The sequence below is a fragment of the Sulfuricystis thermophila genome, from assembly GCF_004323595.1.
GTDB classification, from domain to species: Bacteria; Pseudomonadota; Gammaproteobacteria; order Burkholderiales; family Rhodocyclaceae; genus Sulfuricystis; species Sulfuricystis thermophila.
The window spans coordinates 1483576-1503227 of record NZ_AP019373.1 but is presented as its reverse complement, the minus strand read 5'-3'; the positions used below and the strand labels follow the sequence as shown (position 1 = coordinate 1503227).

Annotated in this window: 18 protein-coding genes; 10 read left to right on the top strand and 8 right to left on the bottom strand. The window is 63.4% G+C overall.

All coding sequences use genetic code 11. From position 1 onward, the window contains the following. The first annotated feature begins 61 nt into the window (after positions 1-61). From uvrB to M52SOB_RS07515, 5 genes are all read left to right on the top strand, one after another. Positions 62-2140 (top strand): excinuclease ABC subunit UvrB, encoded by a 2079-nt coding sequence (gene uvrB / locus M52SOB_RS07535; RefSeq protein WP_131111281.1) that lies wholly within the window; start codon positions 62-64, stop codon positions 2138-2140. Between the two features lie 107 nt (positions 2141-2247). Continuing rightward, the gene (locus M52SOB_RS07530; RefSeq protein ID WP_131111280.1) at positions 2248-3009 is read left to right on the top strand and encodes an electron transfer flavoprotein subunit beta/FixA family protein; all 762 of its coding nucleotides are present in this window, start codon (positions 2248-2250) and stop codon (positions 3007-3009) included. Between the two features lie 2 nt (positions 3010-3011). After that, positions 3012-3941: an electron transfer flavoprotein subunit alpha/FixB family protein gene (locus M52SOB_RS07525; RefSeq protein WP_131111279.1), complete on the top strand. Its 930-nt coding sequence runs from the start codon at positions 3012-3014 to the stop codon at positions 3939-3941. A 10-nt stretch (positions 3942-3951) separates the two neighbouring features. Beyond that, entirely contained in the window at positions 3952-4644 is a 693-nt protein-coding gene (locus M52SOB_RS07520; protein ID WP_131111278.1) for an energy-coupling factor ABC transporter permease, read from the top strand. A 203-nt stretch (positions 4645-4847) separates the two neighbouring features. Next, positions 4848-5996 carry a PEP-CTERM sorting domain-containing protein gene (locus M52SOB_RS07515; protein WP_284155031.1) on the top strand — a complete coding sequence of 383 codons (1149 nt, stop codon included), beginning with the start codon at positions 4848-4850 and terminating at the stop codon, positions 5994-5996. 117 nt (positions 5997-6113) lie between these two features. On the opposite strand, the gene M52SOB_RS07510 is transcribed toward M52SOB_RS07515, so the two are convergent. After that, positions 6114-7757 (bottom strand): electron transfer flavoprotein-ubiquinone oxidoreductase, encoded by a 1644-nt coding sequence (locus M52SOB_RS07510; RefSeq protein ID WP_172601785.1) that lies wholly within the window; start codon positions 7755-7757, stop codon positions 6114-6116. Positions 7758-7826: 69 nt separating this feature from the next. Between M52SOB_RS07510 and M52SOB_RS07505 the strand changes: the two genes are divergently transcribed. Then, the gene (locus M52SOB_RS07505) at positions 7827-8240 is read left to right on the top strand and encodes an acyl-CoA thioesterase (RefSeq protein ID WP_131111277.1); all 414 of its coding nucleotides are present in this window, start codon (positions 7827-7829) and stop codon (positions 8238-8240) included. After that, positions 8233-10179, top strand: a complete 1947-nt coding sequence (locus tag M52SOB_RS07500) for an acetoacetate--CoA ligase (protein WP_131111276.1) — start codon at positions 8233-8235, stop codon at positions 10177-10179. The genes M52SOB_RS07505 and M52SOB_RS07500 overlap by 8 nt, the downstream gene beginning before the upstream one ends. On the opposite strand, the gene M52SOB_RS07495 is transcribed toward M52SOB_RS07500, so the two are convergent. Further along, positions 10168-11028, bottom strand: a complete 861-nt coding sequence (locus M52SOB_RS07495; RefSeq protein ID WP_131111275.1) for a 23S rRNA (adenine(2030)-N(6))-methyltransferase RlmJ — start codon at positions 11026-11028, stop codon at positions 10168-10170. The two genes, M52SOB_RS07500 and M52SOB_RS07495, sit on opposite strands and share 12 nt — an antisense overlap. A gap of 23 nt (positions 11029-11051) precedes the next feature. Between M52SOB_RS07495 and M52SOB_RS07490 the strand changes: the two genes are divergently transcribed. From M52SOB_RS07490 to M52SOB_RS07480, 3 genes are all read left to right on the top strand, one after another. Continuing rightward, positions 11052-11789, top strand: a complete 738-nt coding sequence (locus tag M52SOB_RS07490; protein ID WP_131111274.1) for a pseudouridine synthase — start codon at positions 11052-11054, stop codon at positions 11787-11789. A gap of 14 nt (positions 11790-11803) precedes the next feature. Continuing rightward, positions 11804-12436, top strand: coding sequence for a YbhB/YbcL family Raf kinase inhibitor-like protein (locus M52SOB_RS07485; protein WP_131111273.1), 633 nt, complete (start codon positions 11804-11806; stop codon positions 12434-12436). A gap of 204 nt (positions 12437-12640) precedes the next feature. After that, positions 12641-13417: a PEP-CTERM sorting domain-containing protein gene (locus M52SOB_RS07480; protein WP_172601784.1), complete on the top strand. Its 777-nt coding sequence runs from the start codon at positions 12641-12643 to the stop codon at positions 13415-13417. Positions 13418-13501: 84 nt separating this feature from the next. Here M52SOB_RS07480 and prmB read toward each other — a convergent pair whose 3' ends face one another. The 6 genes from prmB to M52SOB_RS07450 form a co-directional block, all read right to left on the bottom strand. Then, entirely contained in the window at positions 13502-14392 is an 891-nt protein-coding gene (prmB, locus tag M52SOB_RS07475; protein WP_131111271.1) for a 50S ribosomal protein L3 N(5)-glutamine methyltransferase, read from the bottom strand. A 28-nt stretch (positions 14393-14420) separates the two neighbouring features. After that, positions 14421-15557, bottom strand: coding sequence for a succinyl-diaminopimelate desuccinylase (dapE, locus tag M52SOB_RS07470; RefSeq protein ID WP_172601783.1), 1137 nt, complete (start codon positions 15555-15557; stop codon positions 14421-14423). Further along, positions 15557-16729 (bottom strand): PilT/PilU family type 4a pilus ATPase, encoded by a 1173-nt coding sequence (locus M52SOB_RS07465; RefSeq protein ID WP_172601782.1) that lies wholly within the window; start codon positions 16727-16729, stop codon positions 15557-15559. Before M52SOB_RS07465 ends, dapE begins: the two co-directional genes overlap by 1 nt. Positions 16730-16888: 159 nt before the next feature. After that, positions 16889-17707 carry a 2,3,4,5-tetrahydropyridine-2,6-dicarboxylate N-succinyltransferase gene (gene dapD / locus M52SOB_RS07460; protein WP_131111269.1) on the bottom strand — a complete coding sequence of 273 codons (819 nt, stop codon included), beginning with the start codon at positions 17705-17707 and terminating at the stop codon, positions 16889-16891. Positions 17708-17722: 15 nt separating this feature from the next. Next, the gene (dapC, locus tag M52SOB_RS07455) at positions 17723-18928 is read right to left on the bottom strand and encodes a succinyldiaminopimelate transaminase (protein WP_131111268.1); all 1206 of its coding nucleotides are present in this window, start codon (positions 18926-18928) and stop codon (positions 17723-17725) included. Continuing rightward, entirely contained in the window at positions 18925-19650 is a 726-nt protein-coding gene (locus tag M52SOB_RS07450) for a DUF2189 domain-containing protein (RefSeq protein ID WP_131111267.1), read from the bottom strand. The genes dapC and M52SOB_RS07450 overlap by 4 nt, the downstream gene beginning before the upstream one ends. Between the last annotated feature and the right edge of the window lie 2 nt (positions 19651-19652).

Here is a 19652-nt window from a genome sequence, read left to right as displayed (position 1 = left end):
AAAGCGCCATAATACCGGATCGTGCCGTCCCGCCAGCGCCGAGTTTTCATAGAAGTTTCCAATGAATGAAGAAGTTGTGACCTTTTCCGGCAGCCCATTCCGGCTGCATGAGCCTTTCCCGCCGGCCGGCGACCAGCCGGAGGCGATCCGGCTGCTCGTCGAGGGCGTGCACGACGGCCTCTCTTTCCAGACGCTTTTGGGGGTGACGGGTTCGGGCAAGACCTACACGATGGCCAACGTCATCGCCCGGCTCGGCCGGCCGGCGCTGGTGCTGGCGCCGAACAAGACGCTGGCGGCGCAGCTGTATGCCGAGTTCCGCGAGTTCTTCCCGGAGAACGCCGTCGAGTATTTCGTCTCCTATTACGACTACTACCAGCCGGAAGCCTATGTGCCGAGCCGCGATCTCTACATCGAGAAGGACTCGGCGATCAACGAGCACATCGAGCAGATGCGCCTGTCGGCCACCAAGAGCCTGTTGGAGCGGCGCGACGTGGTGATCGTCTGTACCGTGTCGGCGATCTATGGCATCGGCGATCCGGTCGATTATCACGCGATGATCCTGCACCTCAAGGAAGGCGAGAAGACGGGCCAGCGCGAGATCATCCGCCGGCTCACCGAGATGCAGTACGAGCGTAACGAAGCGGATTTCCATCGTGGCACCTTCCGCGTGCGCGGCGATGTGATCGACATCTTCCCAGCGGAAAACGCCGAGAGCGCCTTGCGCGTGACGCTGTTCGACGACGAGATCGAGCGGCTGACGCTGTTCGACCCACTGACGGGCCATACCAAGCAGCGCCTGTCCCGCTTCACGGTGTTCCCGTCGAGCCATTACGTCACGCCGCGCGCGACGGTGCTCAAGGCCATCGAGAACATCAAGGCGGAACTGCGCGAGCGCGTCGAGTTCTTCGTCAGGGAGAACAAGCTCGTCGAGGCGCAGCGCATTGAGCAGCGCACGCGCTTCGACCTCGAGATGCTCGACCAGCTGGGGTTTTGCAAGGGCATCGAGAACTACTCGCGCCATCTGTCGGGCAGAAAGCCAGGGGAGCCGCCGCCGACGCTCTACGATTACCTGCCGCCTGATGCGATCATGTTCATCGACGAATCGCACGTGACCATCCCGCAGGTCGGCGGCATGTACAAGGGCGACCGCTCGCGCAAGGAAAACCTGGTGAATTACGGCTTCCGCCTGCCCTCGGCGCTCGACAACCGGCCGCTCAAGTTCGAGGAGTTCGAGCGCCTGATGCCGCAGACGATCTTCGTTTCGGCCACCCCGGCCGAATACGAGCAGCAGCACCAGGGGCAGGTGGTCGAGCAGGTGGTGCGCCCGACGGGCCTCGTCGACCCACGAGTCGAGGTGCGGCCGGCCTCCACCCAGGTCGATGACCTGCTCGGCGAGATCAAGCAGCGCGTCGCGGCAGGCGAGCGCGTGTTGGTCACCGTGCTAACCAAGCGCCTGGCCGAGCAGCTCACCGAATTTCTTGCCGACAACGGCATCAAGGTCAGATATCTGCATTCCGACATCGACACCGTCGAGCGCGTCGAAATCATCCGCGATTTGCGGCTCGGCGTCTTCGACGTGCTGGTCGGCATCAACCTGCTGCGTGAGGGGCTCGACATACCCGAGGTCTCGCTGGTGGCGATCCTCGATGCCGACAAGGAAGGTTTCCTGCGATCGGAGCGCAGCCTGATCCAGACCATCGGCCGCGCGGCGCGTCATCTCAACGGCACGGCGATCCTCTACGCCGACCGGATCACCGATTCGATGCAGCGCGCCATCGCCGAGACCGAGCGGCGGCGGCAGAAGCAGTTGCGCTACAACGCCGAGCATGGCATCACGCCGCAGGGCGTGAAGAAGCGCATCAAGGACATCATCGACGGCGTCTATGACCACGAGATTGCGGTCGCCGATCTCAAGGTGGCCGAGGAACAGGCGCGCTATGAGGCGATGAGCGAGAAGTCGCTCTCTCGCGAGATCAAGCGGCTCGAGAAGGCGATGCAGGAACATGCCAAGAACCTCGAGTTCGAAGCCGCCGCCGCCGCGCGCGACGAGCTGTTCCGTTTGAAGGCGCTGGCATTTGGCGACAGTGGGCATGACGCTGTGGGCGTCAGTGGTCAAGATGCGCCTGAAACTCGGCGCTGACGGGACGGCACCCTCTCGTGATTGTCTTGCCGGCGACAACGGCGGCGATTCCCGCAGGCTAGATTCGCGGTCGTAGAATCTCTGCAACCGATTCCAAGGAGCCCTTCATGAAAGTTCTGGTGCCCGTCAAACGGGTGATCGATTACAACGTCAAGGTGCGCGTCAAGGCCGATCAGAGCGGCGTCGAACTCGCCGGCGTCAAGATGGCGCTCAACCCCTTCGATGAAATCGCGGTGGAAGAAGCCGTGCGCATGAAAGAGGCGGGCATCGCCAGCGAAGTGGTCGCCGTTTCCTGCGGCGCGGCGGTCTGCCAGGAACAGCTACGCACCGCGCTGGCGCTCGGCGCCGACCGGGCGATCCTCGTCGAGACCGATGCGGCGCAGGCCGAAGCGCTGCAGTCGCTGGCGGTCGCCAAGTTGCTCAAGGCCGTTTGCGACAAGGAACAGCCCGGGCTGGTGATCCTCGGCAAGCAGGCGATCGACGACGACGCCAACCAGACCGGCCAGATGCTCGCCGCGCTCTTGGGCTGGCCGCAGGCGACCTTTGCCTCGAAGGTGGTGATCGCCGACGGCCGCGCGCAGGTGACGCGTGAGATCGACGGCGGCCTGGAAACGCTGTCGTTCAAGCTGCCGGCGGTGGTGACCACCGACCTGCGCCTCAACGAGCCGCGCTATGCGACACTGCCGAACATCATGAAGGCGAAGAAGAAGCCGCTGGATGTGATGAAGCCCACCGACCTCGGCGTCGACATCGCGCCGCGCCTGACGACGCTGAAAGTCGTCGAACCGCCGAAGCGCCAGGCCGGCGTCAAGGTGGCCGACGTCGCCGAACTCGTCGCCAAACTCAAGAACGAAGCGAAGGTGATCTGATCATGGCCATACTCGTCATCGCCGAACACGACAACGCCGCGCTGAAGGCGGCTACGCTCAACACCGTCGCCGCCGCGCAGAAGATCGGCGGCGAGATCCATGTCCTCGTCGCCGGCAGCGGCTGCGCCGCCGTTGCCCAGGCCGCCGCCCAGCTTGCGGGGGTGGCGAAGGTGAAATGCGCCGATGCCGCGCATTACGCCGAACAGACCGCCGAGAACCTCGCCGCGCTGATCCATGCCAATGCCGCCGGCTACACGCACATCCTCGCGCCGGCGACCACCTTCGGCAAGAACCTGCTGCCGCGCGTCGCCGCATTGCTCGACGTGGCGCAGATTTCCGAGATCTGCGCTGTCGAAAATCCTGACACCTTCGTGCGGCCGATTTATGCCGGCAATGCGCTGGCGACGGTGAAATCCGCCGATCCGGTGAAGGTGATCACCGTGCGCACCACCGCCTTCGACGCCGTCGGGCAGGGGGGCGCCGCGGCCATCGAGAACATCCCGGCCGGCCCCGATCTGGGGCTCTCCAAGCTGGTCGGCCGCGAGCTGACAAAGTCGGCGCGGCCCGAGCTCGGCGCCGCCAAGGTGATCGTCTCCGGTGGCCGCGGACTGGCTTCCGGCGAGAACTACCACAAGCTGCTCGAACCGCTCGCCGACAAGCTCGGCGCGGCCTTGGGCGCCTCACGCGCCGCCGTCGACGCCGGCTTCGTGCCGAACGACTACCAGGTCGGCCAGACCGGCAAGGTGGTGGCGCCGCAGCTCTACATCGCGATCGGCATTTCCGGCGCGATCCAGCATCTGGCCGGCATGAAGGACAGCAAGGTGATCGTCGCGATCAACAAGGATCCGGACGCGCCGATCTTCCAGGTGGCCGACTACGGGCTGGTGGCCGATCTGTTCCAGGCCGTGCCGGAGCTGACCGCGGCGCTGTGAGCAGCGGGCAATGAACTTCACAGACGGCCTGTTCGGCGACTTCTGGGCTTACGGGGCCTTCTTCCCCTACGCCCTGCTGTTGCTGTGGGCCGTCCGCACCGCGCCGTGGAAGCGGCTGGCCGACAACGGCCAGATGCACGTCTGGATGGCCACGATCGTCGTGCTGACGCTGGTCTGGAGCCTCAAGGCCGGCGCCAAGCCCGGCTTGCATCTGCATCTGCTCGGCGCGACGGCCTTCACCCTGATGTTCGGCCGCCAGCTCGCGCTGATCGGCCTGTCGGTGGTGCTCGCGGCGGTGACCTTCAACGCCGGCCTGAAGGGCATCGCCGGCTGGCAGGCCTATGCGTTGAACGCACTGGCATTCGCCGCGGTGCCGATCTTCGTCGCCCACTATGTCTGGCGCTTCGTCGAGCGTTTCCTGCCACCCAACATCTTCGTCTTCTTCTTCGTCGCCGCCTTCTTCGGCGGCGCGCTGGCCGTGGTGGCGAGCGGCGTGTTCAGCGGCATTCTGCTCTGGGCGACCGGCACTTATACCGCCGAACTGTTGTTCTCCGATTACCTGCCGTTCTACATCCTGCTTGGCTTCGCCGAAGCCTGGCTCAATGGCGCGGCGATCACGCTGATGGTGGTGTATTTCCCGCGCTGGGTCGGCAGCTTCGATGACCGGCGCTATCTCTGGAAGAAGAAGGAACCTAGAGCTTGATTCCCTGGCTGCCCAGAAACAGATGGAGATAGCCCTGGCCGCGTCCCGTGTATCTGGAGACTCGGTCTGGAACGAGGTGTCGAAAAAAATTACACAACAGATAGATTTCAAATGAATAAATACTGATAATCAATGGGTTGCATGATTGGTATAAATGTTGCTCTATTACGGAAGTAAGGGCACATTTCATTTCGAGGCAGATCATGAAAACTCTCAAAAACACCGGATCGATCCGCAAGCTCCTTCCTTCGCTCGGCTTGCTTTCCGCATTGGCTTTCCCTGGTATAGCAAGTGCTGATCCTTTGCCCGTCTATCCCAAGGCTATCGATTACAACAACTCCTACGCTTGCGCTTCCTATGGCGATGTGGTGAGTTGTTCGACGAGCCTGTTGAACCTGCTGTCAGGCCTGAATAATCAGACTGACATTCCGACAGGCTATGCGATCCCGACGCCGCAAGGAGCGTTGAAGAGCTATATCGTCATCGATGCAGGTGGTAATGCAGCACTCGACAACTCCGACACCAACCCCGTCAATGGACAGGTCGAGAATGGTTATTTCGCCAACACCCAAGGCAAAAACTATTTCATGACGGGCGACGGCAACGATCCCAGCGGCGGTCCCGCAGGTGATACGGCAAAAACCTGGGACGTTGGTATCGATTATCTGATCCAGGCTTTGACCATCGGCGGCACGCGGAGAGATCTTTTTATCGGTTTCGATTTCAACCAGCCTCAAAATGGGCTAGGGTCACTCGATGTGTGGGCGTTGATCACCGTGCGTGACTTGCAAGGGGGGAAGACGAACATCAACTACGAATTGAACAGCAGCACGGTGGGATACGCGGCTTACAATTCGCCATATGATTTCGATGGCACGAACAATACCGTGCCGAAATCGACCGATTTCGTCTCCGTCGTGGCTGCCGACTGCGTGCAGTATACGAACGGTACGATTACCGACATCAAACCGATCTACAGTGGCACTTGCGCGAGTAACGGTTATGCAGGTTATGTCGAGTATCCGACCTCGAAAGCCACCAATAGCACCGAGTTCGTCAACTTCGTTCCGGAGTTGAACGCCAATCTGGAAGCGCTACTGGCGCAAGGTTATGACACGATTTCGGTACAGTTGCGCATGGGCTGTTTTGGTGGAACCGATAGAAAAAACGGTCCCGCGCTGGCGGATGGCCTGCCGACGACGCATTGTGATGGCGGCGGTTACGGGGATGTCTTCCTGATGGCGGGTCCGGAGAATGGTCAAGTGCCCGAGCCTTACACACTGGCACTTGCCGGTCTTGGACTGCTCGGACTGGCCGGCTTGCGCCGCCGCCAATCAGCCAAGACTGCTTGAGCGTTCGTCGGCGATCGCCCTTCGAAAGGCCCCGCGAGGGGCCTTTCCATTTGGTGGGACTGCTGGATTCCGATCTTGCCACCAGCCGGAAGGGTGCCGTCCCGCCAGCGCCGATGTTCACATCCCCTGGTAGATCGGCCCTTCGCCGCCCTGCGGCGGCACCCAGTCGATGTTCTGCCCGGGATCCTTGATGTCGCAGGTCTTGCAGTGCACGCAGTTCTGGGCGTTGATCTGCAGGCGCGGGCGGCCGCCCTCCTCGACGATCTCATAGACGCCGGCCGGGCAGTAGCGTTGCTCGGGCGCGGCGTAGAGCGCCAGGTTGTGGGTGATCGGCGCTTGAGCGTCCTTGAGGCGGAGATGGCAGGGTTGGTCTTCCTCGTGATTGGTGTTGGAGAGAAAGACTGAAGAGAGCCGGTCGAAGGTGAGCACGCCATCGGGTTTCGGATAGTCGATCGGCTTACACTGCGCGGCGGGTTTGAGTTTGACGTGGTCGGCGGTGAGCCGCAGCGTCCAGGGCGCCTTGCCGCGAAAGAGCTGCTGGTCGATGCCGAAGAGGAGGGAACCCTTCCACAGCCCCTTGGCCATCAGCGGCTTGAAATTGCGCGCGCGGTGGAGCTCGTCGAACAGCCAGGAATTGCGGAAAGCCTCCGGATAGGTGGTGAGCTCGTCACCGCTGCGGCCTTCCGCCAGTGCGGCAGCGACGGCCTCGGCGGCGAGCATGCCGGACTTGATCGCCGCGTGCGAACCCTTGATGCGCGAGGCGACGAGGAAGCCGGCATCGTCGCCGATCAATGCGCCACCGGGGAAGATCAGTTTCGGTAGCGCCTGCAGACCGCCCGAGACGAGCGCGCGGGCGCCGTAGGCGAGCCGTGTGCCGCCGGCGAAGATCGGCTTGAGCGCTGGATGGGTCTTCAGCCGCTGCATTTCCTCGAAGGGCGAGAGATACGGGTTGCGGTAGCTCAGGCCGACGACGAGTCCGAAGGAAACCAGATTCTGCTGCGTGGCACTGGCGTAGTGGTAGCAGAAGCCGCCGCCGTAGGTATCGTTGTCCAATGGCCAGCCGGCGGTGTGCATCACCAGTCCCTTGTGATGTTGCTCCGGTGTCACCTGCCAGAGCTCCTTGATGCCGATGCTATAGACCTGCGGATCGGCGCCGGCACGCAAGGCGAAGCGCTGTTCGAGCCGCTTGCCGAGATGGCCGCGGCAGCCTTCGGCGAACAGCGTGTATTTCGCGCGCAGCGCCATGCCGGGCTGAAAATTGGGACCCGGCTCGCCGCTCTTCAGCACGCCCATGTCGCCGGTGATCACGCCGGCGACACGATCACCTTCGTAGAGCACGTCGGCGCCGGCGAAGCCCGCATAGACCTCGACACCCAGCGCTTCCGCCTTTTGGCCCAGCCAGCGGCAGACTTCGCCGAGGCTGATGATGTAATTGCCTTCATTGTGGAAGCAGGCCGGCAGCAGGGCATTGGGCAGCGACCAGGCGCTCTTTTCGGACAGGAACAGCAGACGGTCCTCGGTCACCGGCGTGTTGAGCGGCGCATCGCGTTCCTGCCAGTCGGGGAACAGTTCTGTGAGCGCGCGCGGGTCCATCACCGCGCCGGAGAGGATATGAGCGCCGATTTCCGCGCCTTTGTCGATCAGGCAGACATTGAGGTTGGCATCGAGCTGTTTGAGCCGGATCGCCGCCGCGAGTCCAGCGGGCCCACCGCCGACCACCACCACGTCGAATTCCATCGTCTCGCGCTCGATCGCTTCCATCCCGTTCTCCCTCGTGGCGTTATTGGTCGCGTGATTATAATTTGGCCACCTTCTTACGGCATTCCAGACATGGACCATCCCCGCCATCTGGTTCACATCACGCAGATCCCCGTGCGCTGGGGCGACATGGATGCCTTGGGCCACGTCAACAACACGGTCTATTTCCGCTTCGCCGAGCAGGCGCGCATCGACTGGCTGGTCTCGCTGGGCATGAAGGACATCGTCGAGGTCGAGGAAGGGCCGGTGATCATCAACGCCAGCTGCACCTTTCTCAAGCCGATTACCTTTCCGGCCACCGTCGAGGTGCGCACGCTGATCGGCAAGCCCGGCAAGAGCAGCCTGCCAACTTTTTACGAGATGCGTTGTCTCGGCGAAGACACGCTCTATGCCGAAGGCGCGGCGAAGATCGTCTGGTGGAACCCCAAGACCGGTAAATCCTTACCACTCCCCGATTTCATTCGCAGGCTCTATCCCGATGAGTGATCGTCCCCTCTGGCAACCTGCGGCGGAGCGCATCGCCGCCGCGAATCTCACCGCCTTCGCGCGCGCGGCCGGGCTGTCCACCGACTATGCACAACTGCATCGCTGGTCGATCGAAGCCCCGGCCGACTTCTGGTCGCGGGTCTGGGACTTTTGCGGTGTGATCGGTGAGAAGGGTTCGACCGTGCTCGTCGATGGCGACAAAATGCCCGGCGCGCGCTGGTTTCCCGACGCACGCCTGAACTATGCCGAGAACCTGCTGCGCCGGCGCGATGAGACGACGGCGCTGGTGTTTCGCGGCGAGGACAAGATCGCGCGCCGCATGACCCATGCCGAGCTTTACCTGCGCGTCGCGCGGCTCGCGGCGGCGATGAAGGCCGAGGGCATCGTCGCCGGCGACGTGGTGGCCGCCTACATGCCGAACATGCCCGAAACGCTGATCGCGCTGCTGGCGGCCTCGTCCATTGGCGCCATCTTCACCTCCGCCTCGCCGGACTTCGGCGTGCAGGGCGTGCTCGACCGCTTCGGCCAGGTCGATCCCAAGCTGCTGTTCGTCGCCGACGGCTATTTCTACAACGGCAAGGAGATCGACACGCTCGGCAAGACGCGCGAGATCGCAGCACGGTTGCCTTCGCTGCGCAAGGTCATCGTCTCGCCCTATGTGCATGAGACCGGGCACGATCTCTCGTCGATACCGCATGCGCTGATGCGCGGCGATTTCGTCGCGCCGCATCGCGCCGTCCGCGAGATCGAGTTCGTCCGGCTGCCGTTCGAGCATCCGCTCTACATCCTCTATTCGTCCGGCACCACCGGCGTGCCGAAATGCATCGTGCATTGCGCCGGCGGCGCGCTGCTGCAGCACTTGAAGGAACATCGCCTGCAATCGGACATCCGACCCGGCGACAGGCTGTTCTACTTCACCACCTGCGGCTGGATGATGTGGAACTGGCTGGCTTCGGCACTGGCGAGCGAGGCGACCTTGCTGCTCTACGACGGCTCGCCGTTCGTCGGCCGCGGTCATGTGCTGTTCGACTATGCGCAGGCCGAGGGCATGACGCATTTCGGCACCTCGGCGAAGTTCATCGATGCCTGCGCGAAGATCGACTTGAAGCCGCGCCAGACGCATGATCTCTCGGCGCTGCGCACGATCTTCTCGACCGGCAGTCCGCTGGCGCCCGAGAGCTTCGACTACGTCTATCGCGACTGGAAACGGGACGTGCAGCTCGCCTCGATCTCCGGCGGCACCGACATCGTCTCCTGTTTCGTGCTCGGCAATCCGTGGCAGCCGGTCTGGCGTGGCGAGATCCAGTGTGCGGGACTGGGCATGGCAGTCGATGTCTATGACGAGGACGGCAAGCCAGCTGCGGTGCATGAAAAGGGCGAACTCGTCTGCACGAAGCCCTTCCCCTCGATGCCGGTCGGCTTCTGGAACGATGCCGACGGCGCGAAATACCGCGCCGCCTACTTCGAGCGCTTTCCCGGCATCTGGTGTCATGGCGACTTCGCCGAGAAGACCGCGCATGGCGGCTTCATCATCCACGGCCGTTCGGACGCGACGCTCAACCCAGGGGGCGTGCGTATCGGCACGGCGGAGATCTACCGTCAGGTCGAAAAGCTGCCCGAGGTGCTCGAATCGATCGTCATCGGCCAGGACTGGGATCACGATGTGCGGGTCGTGCTGTTCGTCAAACTGAAAGAGGGCTTGACGCTCGACGAGGAACTCGTCAAGCGCATCAAGGAGCAGATCCGCGCCAACACCACGCCGCGCCACGTGCCGGCGAAGGTGCTCCAGGTCGCCGACATCCCGCGCACCAAGAGCGGCAAGATCGTCGAACTCGCGGTGCGCGAGGTGGTGCATGGCCGCGCCGTGAAGAACATCGAGGCGCTGGCGAACCCCGAGGCGCTCGAATATTTCAGGAACCGGCCCGAATTATCTGTTTGATACGTCCACGGCCCAGGATGCCGTCCCGCCAGCGCCGAGTTTGAGCACGTTTGCCAGCCACGGCAGCGTTTCCTTGAGCGCCGCTGCGAGCGTCCAGGGCGGATTGACGAGGAAGACGCCGCTGCCGTGCATCCCCAAGCCATCGGGGGAGGGCGGTTGCACGGTCAGGGTGCAGTCGAGCCAGTCCGGCGCGAGCTTCTTGAGCTTGCCGGCCAGCGTCAGGCTCTCGTTGCGCTGCAGGAGCGGATACCAGACCATGAAGGCGCCATTGGCGAAGCGCTGCAGGCCTTCCTTGAGCGCCGTGACCACGGCTGCGTAGTCGCGCTTGTCTTCATAGGAAGGGTCGATCAGCACCAGCCCACGGCGCGGGGGCGGGGGCAGCAGGGTTTTCAGGGCAGCAAAGCCGTCTTCCTGACGGATCTGCACGCGTTTTCGTGCATCCGGCGCTGCGGCGGCGATGTTCTGCGCCAAGAGCTTCACGTCGGCCGGATGCAGCTCGAACAGCCGCAGCCGGTCGGCGGGCCGCATCGTGCGCAGGGCAAAGAGCGGCGAGCCGGGATAACGTCGGAGCTTGCCCTCTGGGTTGTCGGCACGCACCGCCGTGACATAACGCGCGATGAGCGGCGGCAGATCGTCGCGCTGCCAAAGCCGGCCGATGCCCTCCTGCCACTCGGCGTGGGTTTTCGCCCGGCCCGCCGTCAGCACATAGCCGCCCGCGCCGGCATGGGTATCGATCACCCAATACGGTTTCTCCTTCTGGTTGAGGTAGTCGAGCACCGCGAGGAGCACCGTGTGCTTGAGTACATCGGCGTGGTTGCCGGCATGGAAGACGTGGCGATAGGAAAGCATGAGCGGCGACTAGAATGGTGAGCATGAATGATACGCAACCCGGCGAGCGGGTTTCGAAACTGATGGCGCAGCGCGGGCTCTGCTCGCGCCGCGAAGCCGATGCCTTCATCGAGCAGGGGCTGGTGTTCGTCAATGGCCAGAAGGTGACGCAGCTCGGCACGCGCTGCGCACCCGATGCCAAGATCGAGCTGGCCTCGCGGGCGCAGAACCGGCAGGCGCAACTGGCGACGATTCTGCTGCACAAGCCGGTGGGCTATGTTTCCGGACAGGCCGAAGATGGCTATCTGCCCGCCGTCGTGCTGGTGAAGCCCGAAAACCAGATGGCGGGCGATGTGCGGCGCTTCCAGCCGTCGATCTTGAAAGGTCTGGCGCCGGCCGGCCGGCTCGACATCGATTCGACGGGCTTGCTGGTCCTCACGCAGGACGGCCGCATTGCCCGCCAGCTGATCGGCGAGGACAGCGAGATCGAGAAGGAATATCTCGTCCGGGTCGAAGGCCGGCTCGACGAACGCGGGCTGGCGCTGCTCAACCATGGCCTCAGCCTCGATGGCCGCCCCCTGAAACGGGCCAAGGTGCGTTGGCAGAATGAAGACCAGCTGCAATTCATCCTCAAGGAAGGCAAGAAGCGCCAGATCCGCCGCATGTGCGAGCGGGTGGGTTTGCGCGTCGTCGGTCTCAAGCGCGTGCGCATCGGCCGCGTGAGACTCGGCGAGCTGCCGCTCGGCCAATGGCGCTTCCTTGGGGCCGATGAGCGTTTTTGACGAGGAGGGCGATCATGCAGGTGACCAGCAACAGTTTCAAGGATGGAGAACGTATTCCCGGGGAATTCGCGTTCTGCAGACCCGATGAGGCCGCGCACGTGTGCCTCGGCGGCAACCGCAATCCGCAGCTTGCCTGGACCGGCGCACCCGCGGGGACGAAATCGTTCGCGGTGATCTGCGTTGACCCGGACGTGCCGAGCCGGGGCGACGACGTCAATCAGGAAGGCCGCACGGTGCCGGCGAGCCTGCCGCGCGTCGATTTCTTCCATTGGGTGCTGATCGATCTGCCGGCGAGCGTGACGAGCATCGCCGCGGGCGAGTTCTCCAATGGCGTCACGCCACGAGGCAAGGCAGAGCCGGCGGCGGCGCATGGCGCGCGCCAGGGCATCAACGATTACACCGGCTGGTTCGCCAGCGACCGCGACATGAGCGGCGACTACTACGGCTACGACGGTCCCTGCCCGCCGTGGAACGACGAGCTGCGCCACCGCTACGTATTCACCGTCTATGCGCTCGACCTCGAGCGTCTGCCGCTGGAGGGCAAATTCACCGGCCAAGAGGCGCTGGCGGCGATGCAGGGGCACATCCTCGCCCAGGCGAGCCTGACCGGGGTTTACACGTTGAACCCCACGGTCGGTTTGTCATGAATCCCTTGTCAGACGACTCATAAAACGTCGATTTTTTTTACATTCTCTCCCTACGAAAAAAATAGAATGCGCTAACGAACTGATTATAAAAGACTAAATAAATCTGGCATGTAATGTGCATTCAGTTCGGTGTGTCGTGCATGACGAGATGTTGGGATTGCGATGTCACGGCAACCTTCGTTGATAGACAAAATCGAAAGGGGTATGAAAATGAAAAAAACGGCATTGGCAGTCGCATTGTTATCCTTGGGCGCCATTGGAACAGCGAATGCGGCAAGCTTCGTGAATGGCGGTTTCGAAAACGGGACCTTCACCGGCTGGGAACAGGGGTCGGGAGTTAATTACGGCAATACTGGGTACTCTGACGGAAGCTTGGCGCTCAACCCGGCAAGCTATCTGGGCAGCAATACCAATTGGCAGGGGGCCATCGTCTCTGCGGGCAACGATCCGATCACAGGCCAGAGCATGGTCAAGTATGGCACCTACTCAGCCCGGATCAATAATTCCGTCAATAATTTTTCTGTCAATGTGATCCGCCAAATCGTCAATAATTACGACGGGACGTCGATCAACTTTGCCTGGGCCGCAGTGCTTCAGTCCTCTCATGGCGTGACCGATTCCGATATTTTCGGTCTCAAGATCACCGACTTGACGACGAACACGGTTCTCTACAATGTGGCTTATTCCTCAGCAACCGCCCCTGGCTTGTTCAACTATTCGTCGGGCTGGTATTGGAACCCCTGGACGGAAGTTTCGCTGAACGTCTCGCAGGGCCACAATTTCGAGGTCAGCCTGCTGGCGGCGGACTGTCCGTATGGTGCACATGCCGGTTATGTCTATCTCGATGGCTTTGGCACCGTGCAGGGCGGCGGCGGCGACAACGGCACGGGTGGCGGTGGCAATGTCCCCGAGCCGGCTACGCTGGCCCTGATGGGATTGGGGCTCGCCGGTCTCGCCGTGAGGCGCCGCAAGGCCGCTTGATGCTTGCCTGATAGTCTCGTGACCGCATCAGCGCCCGCTTTGAGCGGGCGTTGATGTTTTTGCGCTGGGGTTCGAAAGCAGAGCTCAGGTGAGATCCTCGCGGCGCAGGAGGAAGATCTTTCCTTCGCCGCTTTCGGTGTCGAGCCAGACGAGAGGCAGATTCGGGAAGGCGGCCTCGACGATCTCCTTGTTGTGGCCGACCTCGACGGCCAGCAGTCCCTGCGGCGTCAGATGCTTTTTCGCCTCGGCGAGGATGCGGCGCACGATGTCGAGCCCGTCCTCGCCGGCGGCGAGCGCGATTTCCGGCTCGTGGCGATATTCGGGCGGCAGATCGCGCATCGCCTGTGCCGTGACATAGGGCGGGTTACTGATGATCAGATCGTATTTGCGCTTGCGGAGTCCCGCGAACAGGTCGCCCTGGACGAGGCGGATGCGATCTTCGAGATGGTAGTCGGCGACGTTGCGGCGCGCGACCTCCAGCGCATCGGCCGAGAGGTCGGTGGCGTCGATGTGGGCGTTCGGGAAGGCATGCGCCATCAGGATGGCGAGACACCCCGAGCCGGTGCACAGATCGAGCGCCGATGCGATCGCTGCCGGATCTTCGACCCAGGGGGCGAAGCCTTCGACCAGCAGCTCGGCGAAGTAGGAGCGTGGGATCAGCACGCGCTCGTCGACATAGAAGCGCAAGCCCGCCTGCCAGGCCTCGTGCGTCAGATAGGCGGCCGGCAGGCGGCGCGCGATGCGCTGCTGCAAGAGTTCGAGCACCGCGAGGCGCTCAGGGCGGGTGAGCCGCGCGTCGAGGTAGGGATCGAGGCGATCGGGCGGCAGGTGCAGCGCATGGAGGATCAGCCAGGCGGCCTCGTCGTGCGCGTTGTCGCAGCCGTGGCCGAAAAAGAGCTTCGCCTCGTTGAAGCGGCTCACACCCCAGCGCAGCCAGTCGCGCAGTGTGATCAGGTCGTCGAGGAGTTCGGGCATGAAAGTCGGCGCTGGCGGGACGGCACGGTCAGGACAAGAGCTCGCGGAACGCCGCTTGATAGATGCGTGTCAGCGGCTCGAGGTCGGCGAGCGGCACGCATTCGTCGATCTGGTGGATCGTCGCATTCACCGGCCCGAACTCCACCACTTCCGGACAGATCTCGGCGATGAAGCGGCCATCCGAGGTGCCGCCGGACGTCGACAGTTCCGGTGCGCTGCCGGTCTCGGCCTCGATGGCGCCGGAGAGCGCGGCGACCAATCGCCCGGGCGGGGTCAGAAAGGGGCGGCCGCCGAGTGTCCAGACGAGCTCGTATTCCAGGCCGTGGCGGTCGAGGATGTGATGGACGCGTTCCTGCAGGCTCTCCGCCGTGCTGGCGGTCGAAAAGCGGAAGTTGAACAGCACCTCGCAGCTGCCGGGCACGACGTTGGTGGCGCCGGTGCCGGCATGGATGTTCGAGATCTGGAAGCTGGTCGGCGGGAAGAATTCGTTGCCGATGTCCCAGTGTGCGGCGGCGAGTTCCGCCAGCGCCGGCGCGACGCGATGGATCGGGTTCTTCACCTTTTCCGGATAGGCGACATGGCCTTGCACGCCGCGCACCGTGAGCCGGCCGGAAAGCGAGCCGCGCCGACCGTTCTTGATCGTGTCACCGAGCCGGACCACCGAGGTCGGCTCGCCGACGATGCAGTAGTCGATCGTCTCGCCACGCTGTTTCAGGGCCTCGACGACCTTCACCGTGCCGTCGGTGGCGTCGCCCTCTTCGTCGGAGGTGAGCAGGAAGGCGATCGAGCCATGCGGTTCGCCGGCGGCGAGCAGGCGTTCGACCGCGACGATGGCGGCAGCGATCGAGGTCTTCATGTCGGCGGCGCCGCGGCCATAGAGATGGCCTTCCCGCTCGGTGGGCTGAAACGGGTCGGAGTGCCAGCGCTCGATCGGGCCCGGCGGCACGACGTCGGTGTGGCCGGCGAAGACGACGAGCGGCTGCGCTTCCCCGCGCCGCGCCCAGAGATTGGCGACACGCCCGGTCGGCCCGGTGCTGTCGAGGCGTTCGCAGACGAAGCCCAAGGGCGCCAGGCGCGCGGCGATCAGCTCAAGACATCCAGCATCTTCCGGCGTGACCGAACGGCGCGCGATGAGGTTCTTGGCGAGTTCGAGCGTGGCGGACATCAATCGATCCGCAGCGTGAATTCGGCGAAGCTGGCGCCGTTTTCCGTCGTCGTCTGGACCGCGCCCGGCTCGGTGAGCGGTACGCGCGGCTTCTCTTCCGTCTTCTTTTCCAGCTCGGTGTTGTTGATCAGCCAGTGCAGGTTGTTCGCCGAATCGGCGTTGGCGAGCGCCTCTTCGAGCGTGATGGTGCCGGCGCGGTAGAGGGCGTGCAGTGCCTGCTCGAAGGTCTGCGAACCGGGCGACATGCTCTGTTCCATCGCCTCCTTGATCGCGTTGAGGTCCCCCTTCTCGATCAGTTCGCCGATATAGCGCGAGTTGAGCATCACCTCGCAAGCCGGGATGCGTGTGCCGTCCGGCTTCTTGACCAGCCGCTGCGAGATGATCGCCTTCAGCGTCACCGCCAGGTCGGCCAGGAGCGCCGGGCGGTTTTCCAGCGGATAGAAGCTGATGATGCGGCTCATCGTGTGGTAGCTGTTGTTGGCATGCAGCGTGGCGAGGCACAGATGGCCGGACTGCGCGTAGGCGATCGCCTGCGTCATGGTTTCCTTGTCGCGGATCTCGCCGATGAAGATGCAGTCCGGCGCCTGGCGCAGGGCGTTCTTCAGGCCGACCTGGAAGGCGCGCGTGTCGGAACCGATCTCGCGCTGGTTGACGATCGACTTTTTGTTGGTGAAGATGAATTCGATCGGGTCCTCGAGCGTCAGGATGTGGCCGGACATGCGCTCGTTGCGGTAATCAAGCATCGCGGTGATCGAGGTCGTCTTGCCGGAGCCGGTGGCGCCGACCATCAACACCAGGCCGCGCTTTTCCATGATGATGTCGGCCAGCACCGGCGGCAGGTTGAGCGTTTCGAGACGCGGAATCTGCGCCGGGATGTAGCGCACGACGAAGGCCGGCGTGCCCTTCTGGCGCATCACCGAGATACGGTAATTGCCCACGCCTTCGAGGGCATAGCCGGTGTTTAGTTCGAGCGTGGTCTCGAACTCGGCGAGCTGGCGCTCGGTGAGGATCTCCTTGAGCAACGCCATCACCGTGGCGCTGTCCATGACCTGCTGATTCACCGGCTGTGCCACGCCGTTGATCTTGATGTTGATCGGTGCACCCACCGAGACGAAGATGTCCGAGGCGTTCTTTTCCGCCATCAGCCGGAACAGCTTGTGCATTGCGCTCATGGGGAAAACTCCTCAGAGGCTGGGAAAAAATTCGTCGCGAGCGCAGCCAAGACGCGACGCGAGTGAGCGAAAGTCAAGACATATCATTTGAGATAGGCGCAGACTTGAGCGAACGAGCAACAAAGTATTGGCAAGCGCAGCAGAATTTTTCACAAGCTCTCAGTCGCGCAGCAGTTCGTTGATGCTGGTCTTGGAACGGGTCTGCGCGTCGACCTTCTTGACGATCACCGCGCAGTAGAGGCTGTAGCTGCCATCCTTCGAGGGCAGGTTGCCGCTGACGACGACGGAGCCGGCCGGCACGCGGCCGTAGAGGATCTCGCCGGTGGCGCGATCATAGATCTTGGTGCTCTGGCCGATGAACACGCCCATCGAGATCACGCAGTTGTCCTCGACGATGACGCCCTCGACGATCTCCGAGCGCGCGCCGATGAAGCAGTTGTCGCCAATGATGGTCGGATTGGCCTGCAAGGGTTCCAGCACGCCGCCGATGCCGACGCCGCCGGACAGATGCACGTTCTTGCCGATCTGGGCGCAGGAACCGACGGTGGCCCAGGTATCGACCATCGTGCCCTCGCCGACATAGGCACCGATATTGACGAAGCTCGGCATCAGCACGACGGACGGCGCGATGTAGGAACCGCGGCGCACCACGGCGCCCGGTACGACGCGGAAGCCGCCCTTCTGGAACAGGTGCGTGTCGTAACGCGCGAACTTGGTCGGCACCTTGTCGAAGTAGCGCAGGCAGCCGCTTTCCATGACGACGTTGTCTTCGAGGCGGAATGACAGCAGCACCGCCTTCTTGACCCACTGGTGGGTGACCCACTGGCCGTCGATCTTCTCGGCGACACGTAAGGTGCCACGGTCGAGTTCGTCGAGCACGGTCTTGACGGCTTCGCCAAGACGCGCGGGGGCAGCGCCTGGCTTGAGATGGGCGCGGTCTTCCCAGTATTGTTCGATCAGGCTTTGCAGTTCGGACATGGTGGTTCCTTGTGTTCAGAGTGAGGTGCAGAAGGCGGCGATGCGTTCCGCCGCGGCGAGACATTCATCGAGGTCGGCGACCAGCGCAATGCGCACGAAGTTACGGCCGGGGTTGCAGCCGCCGGCGTCACGAGCGAGAAAGCTGCCGGGCAGGACGCTCACATTATATTGAGCATGGAGCCGCCGGGCGAATTCGCTGTCGGAAAGCCCAGTGGAAGAAACGTTGGCCCAGAGATAAAAGCCGGCGTCCGGCAGCGCGGTTTTCAGATGCCGCGCAATGATCGGGGTTGCCTGGGCGAATTTCTCGACGTAGCGACGGCGGTTGTCGCGCACGTGCGCCTCGTCGTTCCAGGCGGCGATGCTGGCGGCCTGCACGGGTGGGCTCATCGCACAACCATGATAGGTGCGGTAGAGCCAGAACTGCTTGAGGATCGTCGCATCGCCGGCGACGAAGCCCGAACGCAGCCCCGGCACGTTCGAGCGTTTCGACAGGCTCGAAAACATGACGAGATTCTTGTAGTCGTCGCGGCCGAGCTGCCGCGCCGCTTCCAGCCCGCCGAGCGGCGGCTGGGTCTCGTCGAAGTAGATCTCCGAATAGCATTCGTCGGCGGCGATGACGAAACCATGGCGGTCGGACAGCTCGAACAGCATCTGCCAGTCTTCGAGCGGCATCACCTTACCGGTCGGGTTGCCGGGCGAGCAGACGTAGATGAGCTGGGTCTGCTGCCAGACCTCTTCCGGGACGCGCGAGAAATCCATGCGGAAACCGTTTTCCGGCAGCGTGTTGAGATAGAACGGTCGTGCGCCGGCGAGCAGCGCCGCGCCCTCGTAGATCTGGTAGAAGGGGTTGGGCGAGATCACCACCGGTTGTTCGTGGCGGCGCGGCGCGACGACGGTCTGGGCGAAGGCGAACAAGGCCTCGCGCGAGCCATTGACCGGCAGCACCTGGCTTGCTGCATCGGGAGCTGGAATGCCATAGCGGCGGCCGATCCAGGCGGCGATCGCCTGGCGCAGCGCGTCGGAACCGTTGGTGGCCGGGTAACTGGCGAGTCCGGCGAGACTGGCCGTGAGCGCGTCTTTGACGAGTTGCGGCGTCGGGTGTTGCGGCTCGCCGATGTGCAGCTTGATTTCGTTCAGGTGGGCGGGCGGGGTGCAGCCGGCAAACAGTGCGCGCAGCTTTTCGAACGGATAGGGCTGGAGCTTGTCGAGATTCGGGTTCATGGCATGACGTGACGATACAGCGCGCGGCTGGCATAGGCCAGCCACGGCAGGGTGAGCGGCAACAGCGGCAGGATCAGGATGCTGCCGATGACCAGGACGGAAAGCAGCGCGGCCCAGGCCATCGCCGGCAGAAAATTGCCGAACACCGCGTGCACGCTGGCGACGACGGCATCGACGAGACCGGCGCGGCGCTCGATCAACAGCGGCGCCGAAAAGGCCGAGACGCAGTAGAGCAGAAAAGCGATCACGAATCCCGACACCGCGCCCCAGAAGAGGAAGTTCGCCACACCTGCCGAGGTCGGGATCAGATCGGCGAGCCACACCGGCGTGCCGCCGACCATGTAACTGTAGAGGATCGCCGCGTCGGTGACGAAGATCATGAACAGCAGCGCGCAGACGAGCGCGAGCGCCCAGAGCGCCGGTGCGGCCGCGGCAAAGCCCCGTGCCGTCTCGCCAGCGCCGACTTTCGCGCCGGCTTCGCAAGCGCGTGCGATGCCGAAGAAACCGGCGAGGATCGCCGGGCCGACCAGCATGAAGGCACCCGCCGCGGCGACGACGAAGGGCGTGAAACCCTCAAGGAGCAGCCCGCCGAGGATGATCGCGCCGAGCAGCGTGAAGATTCCTGCATAGGCGAGGCTGGCCGCCCGCGTGGCTTTCGTCATGCTCCAGCCCTCGGCGAGCGCCCGGCCGATGTCCGCAAAGCCGAAAGGGCGGGGCGTCATGA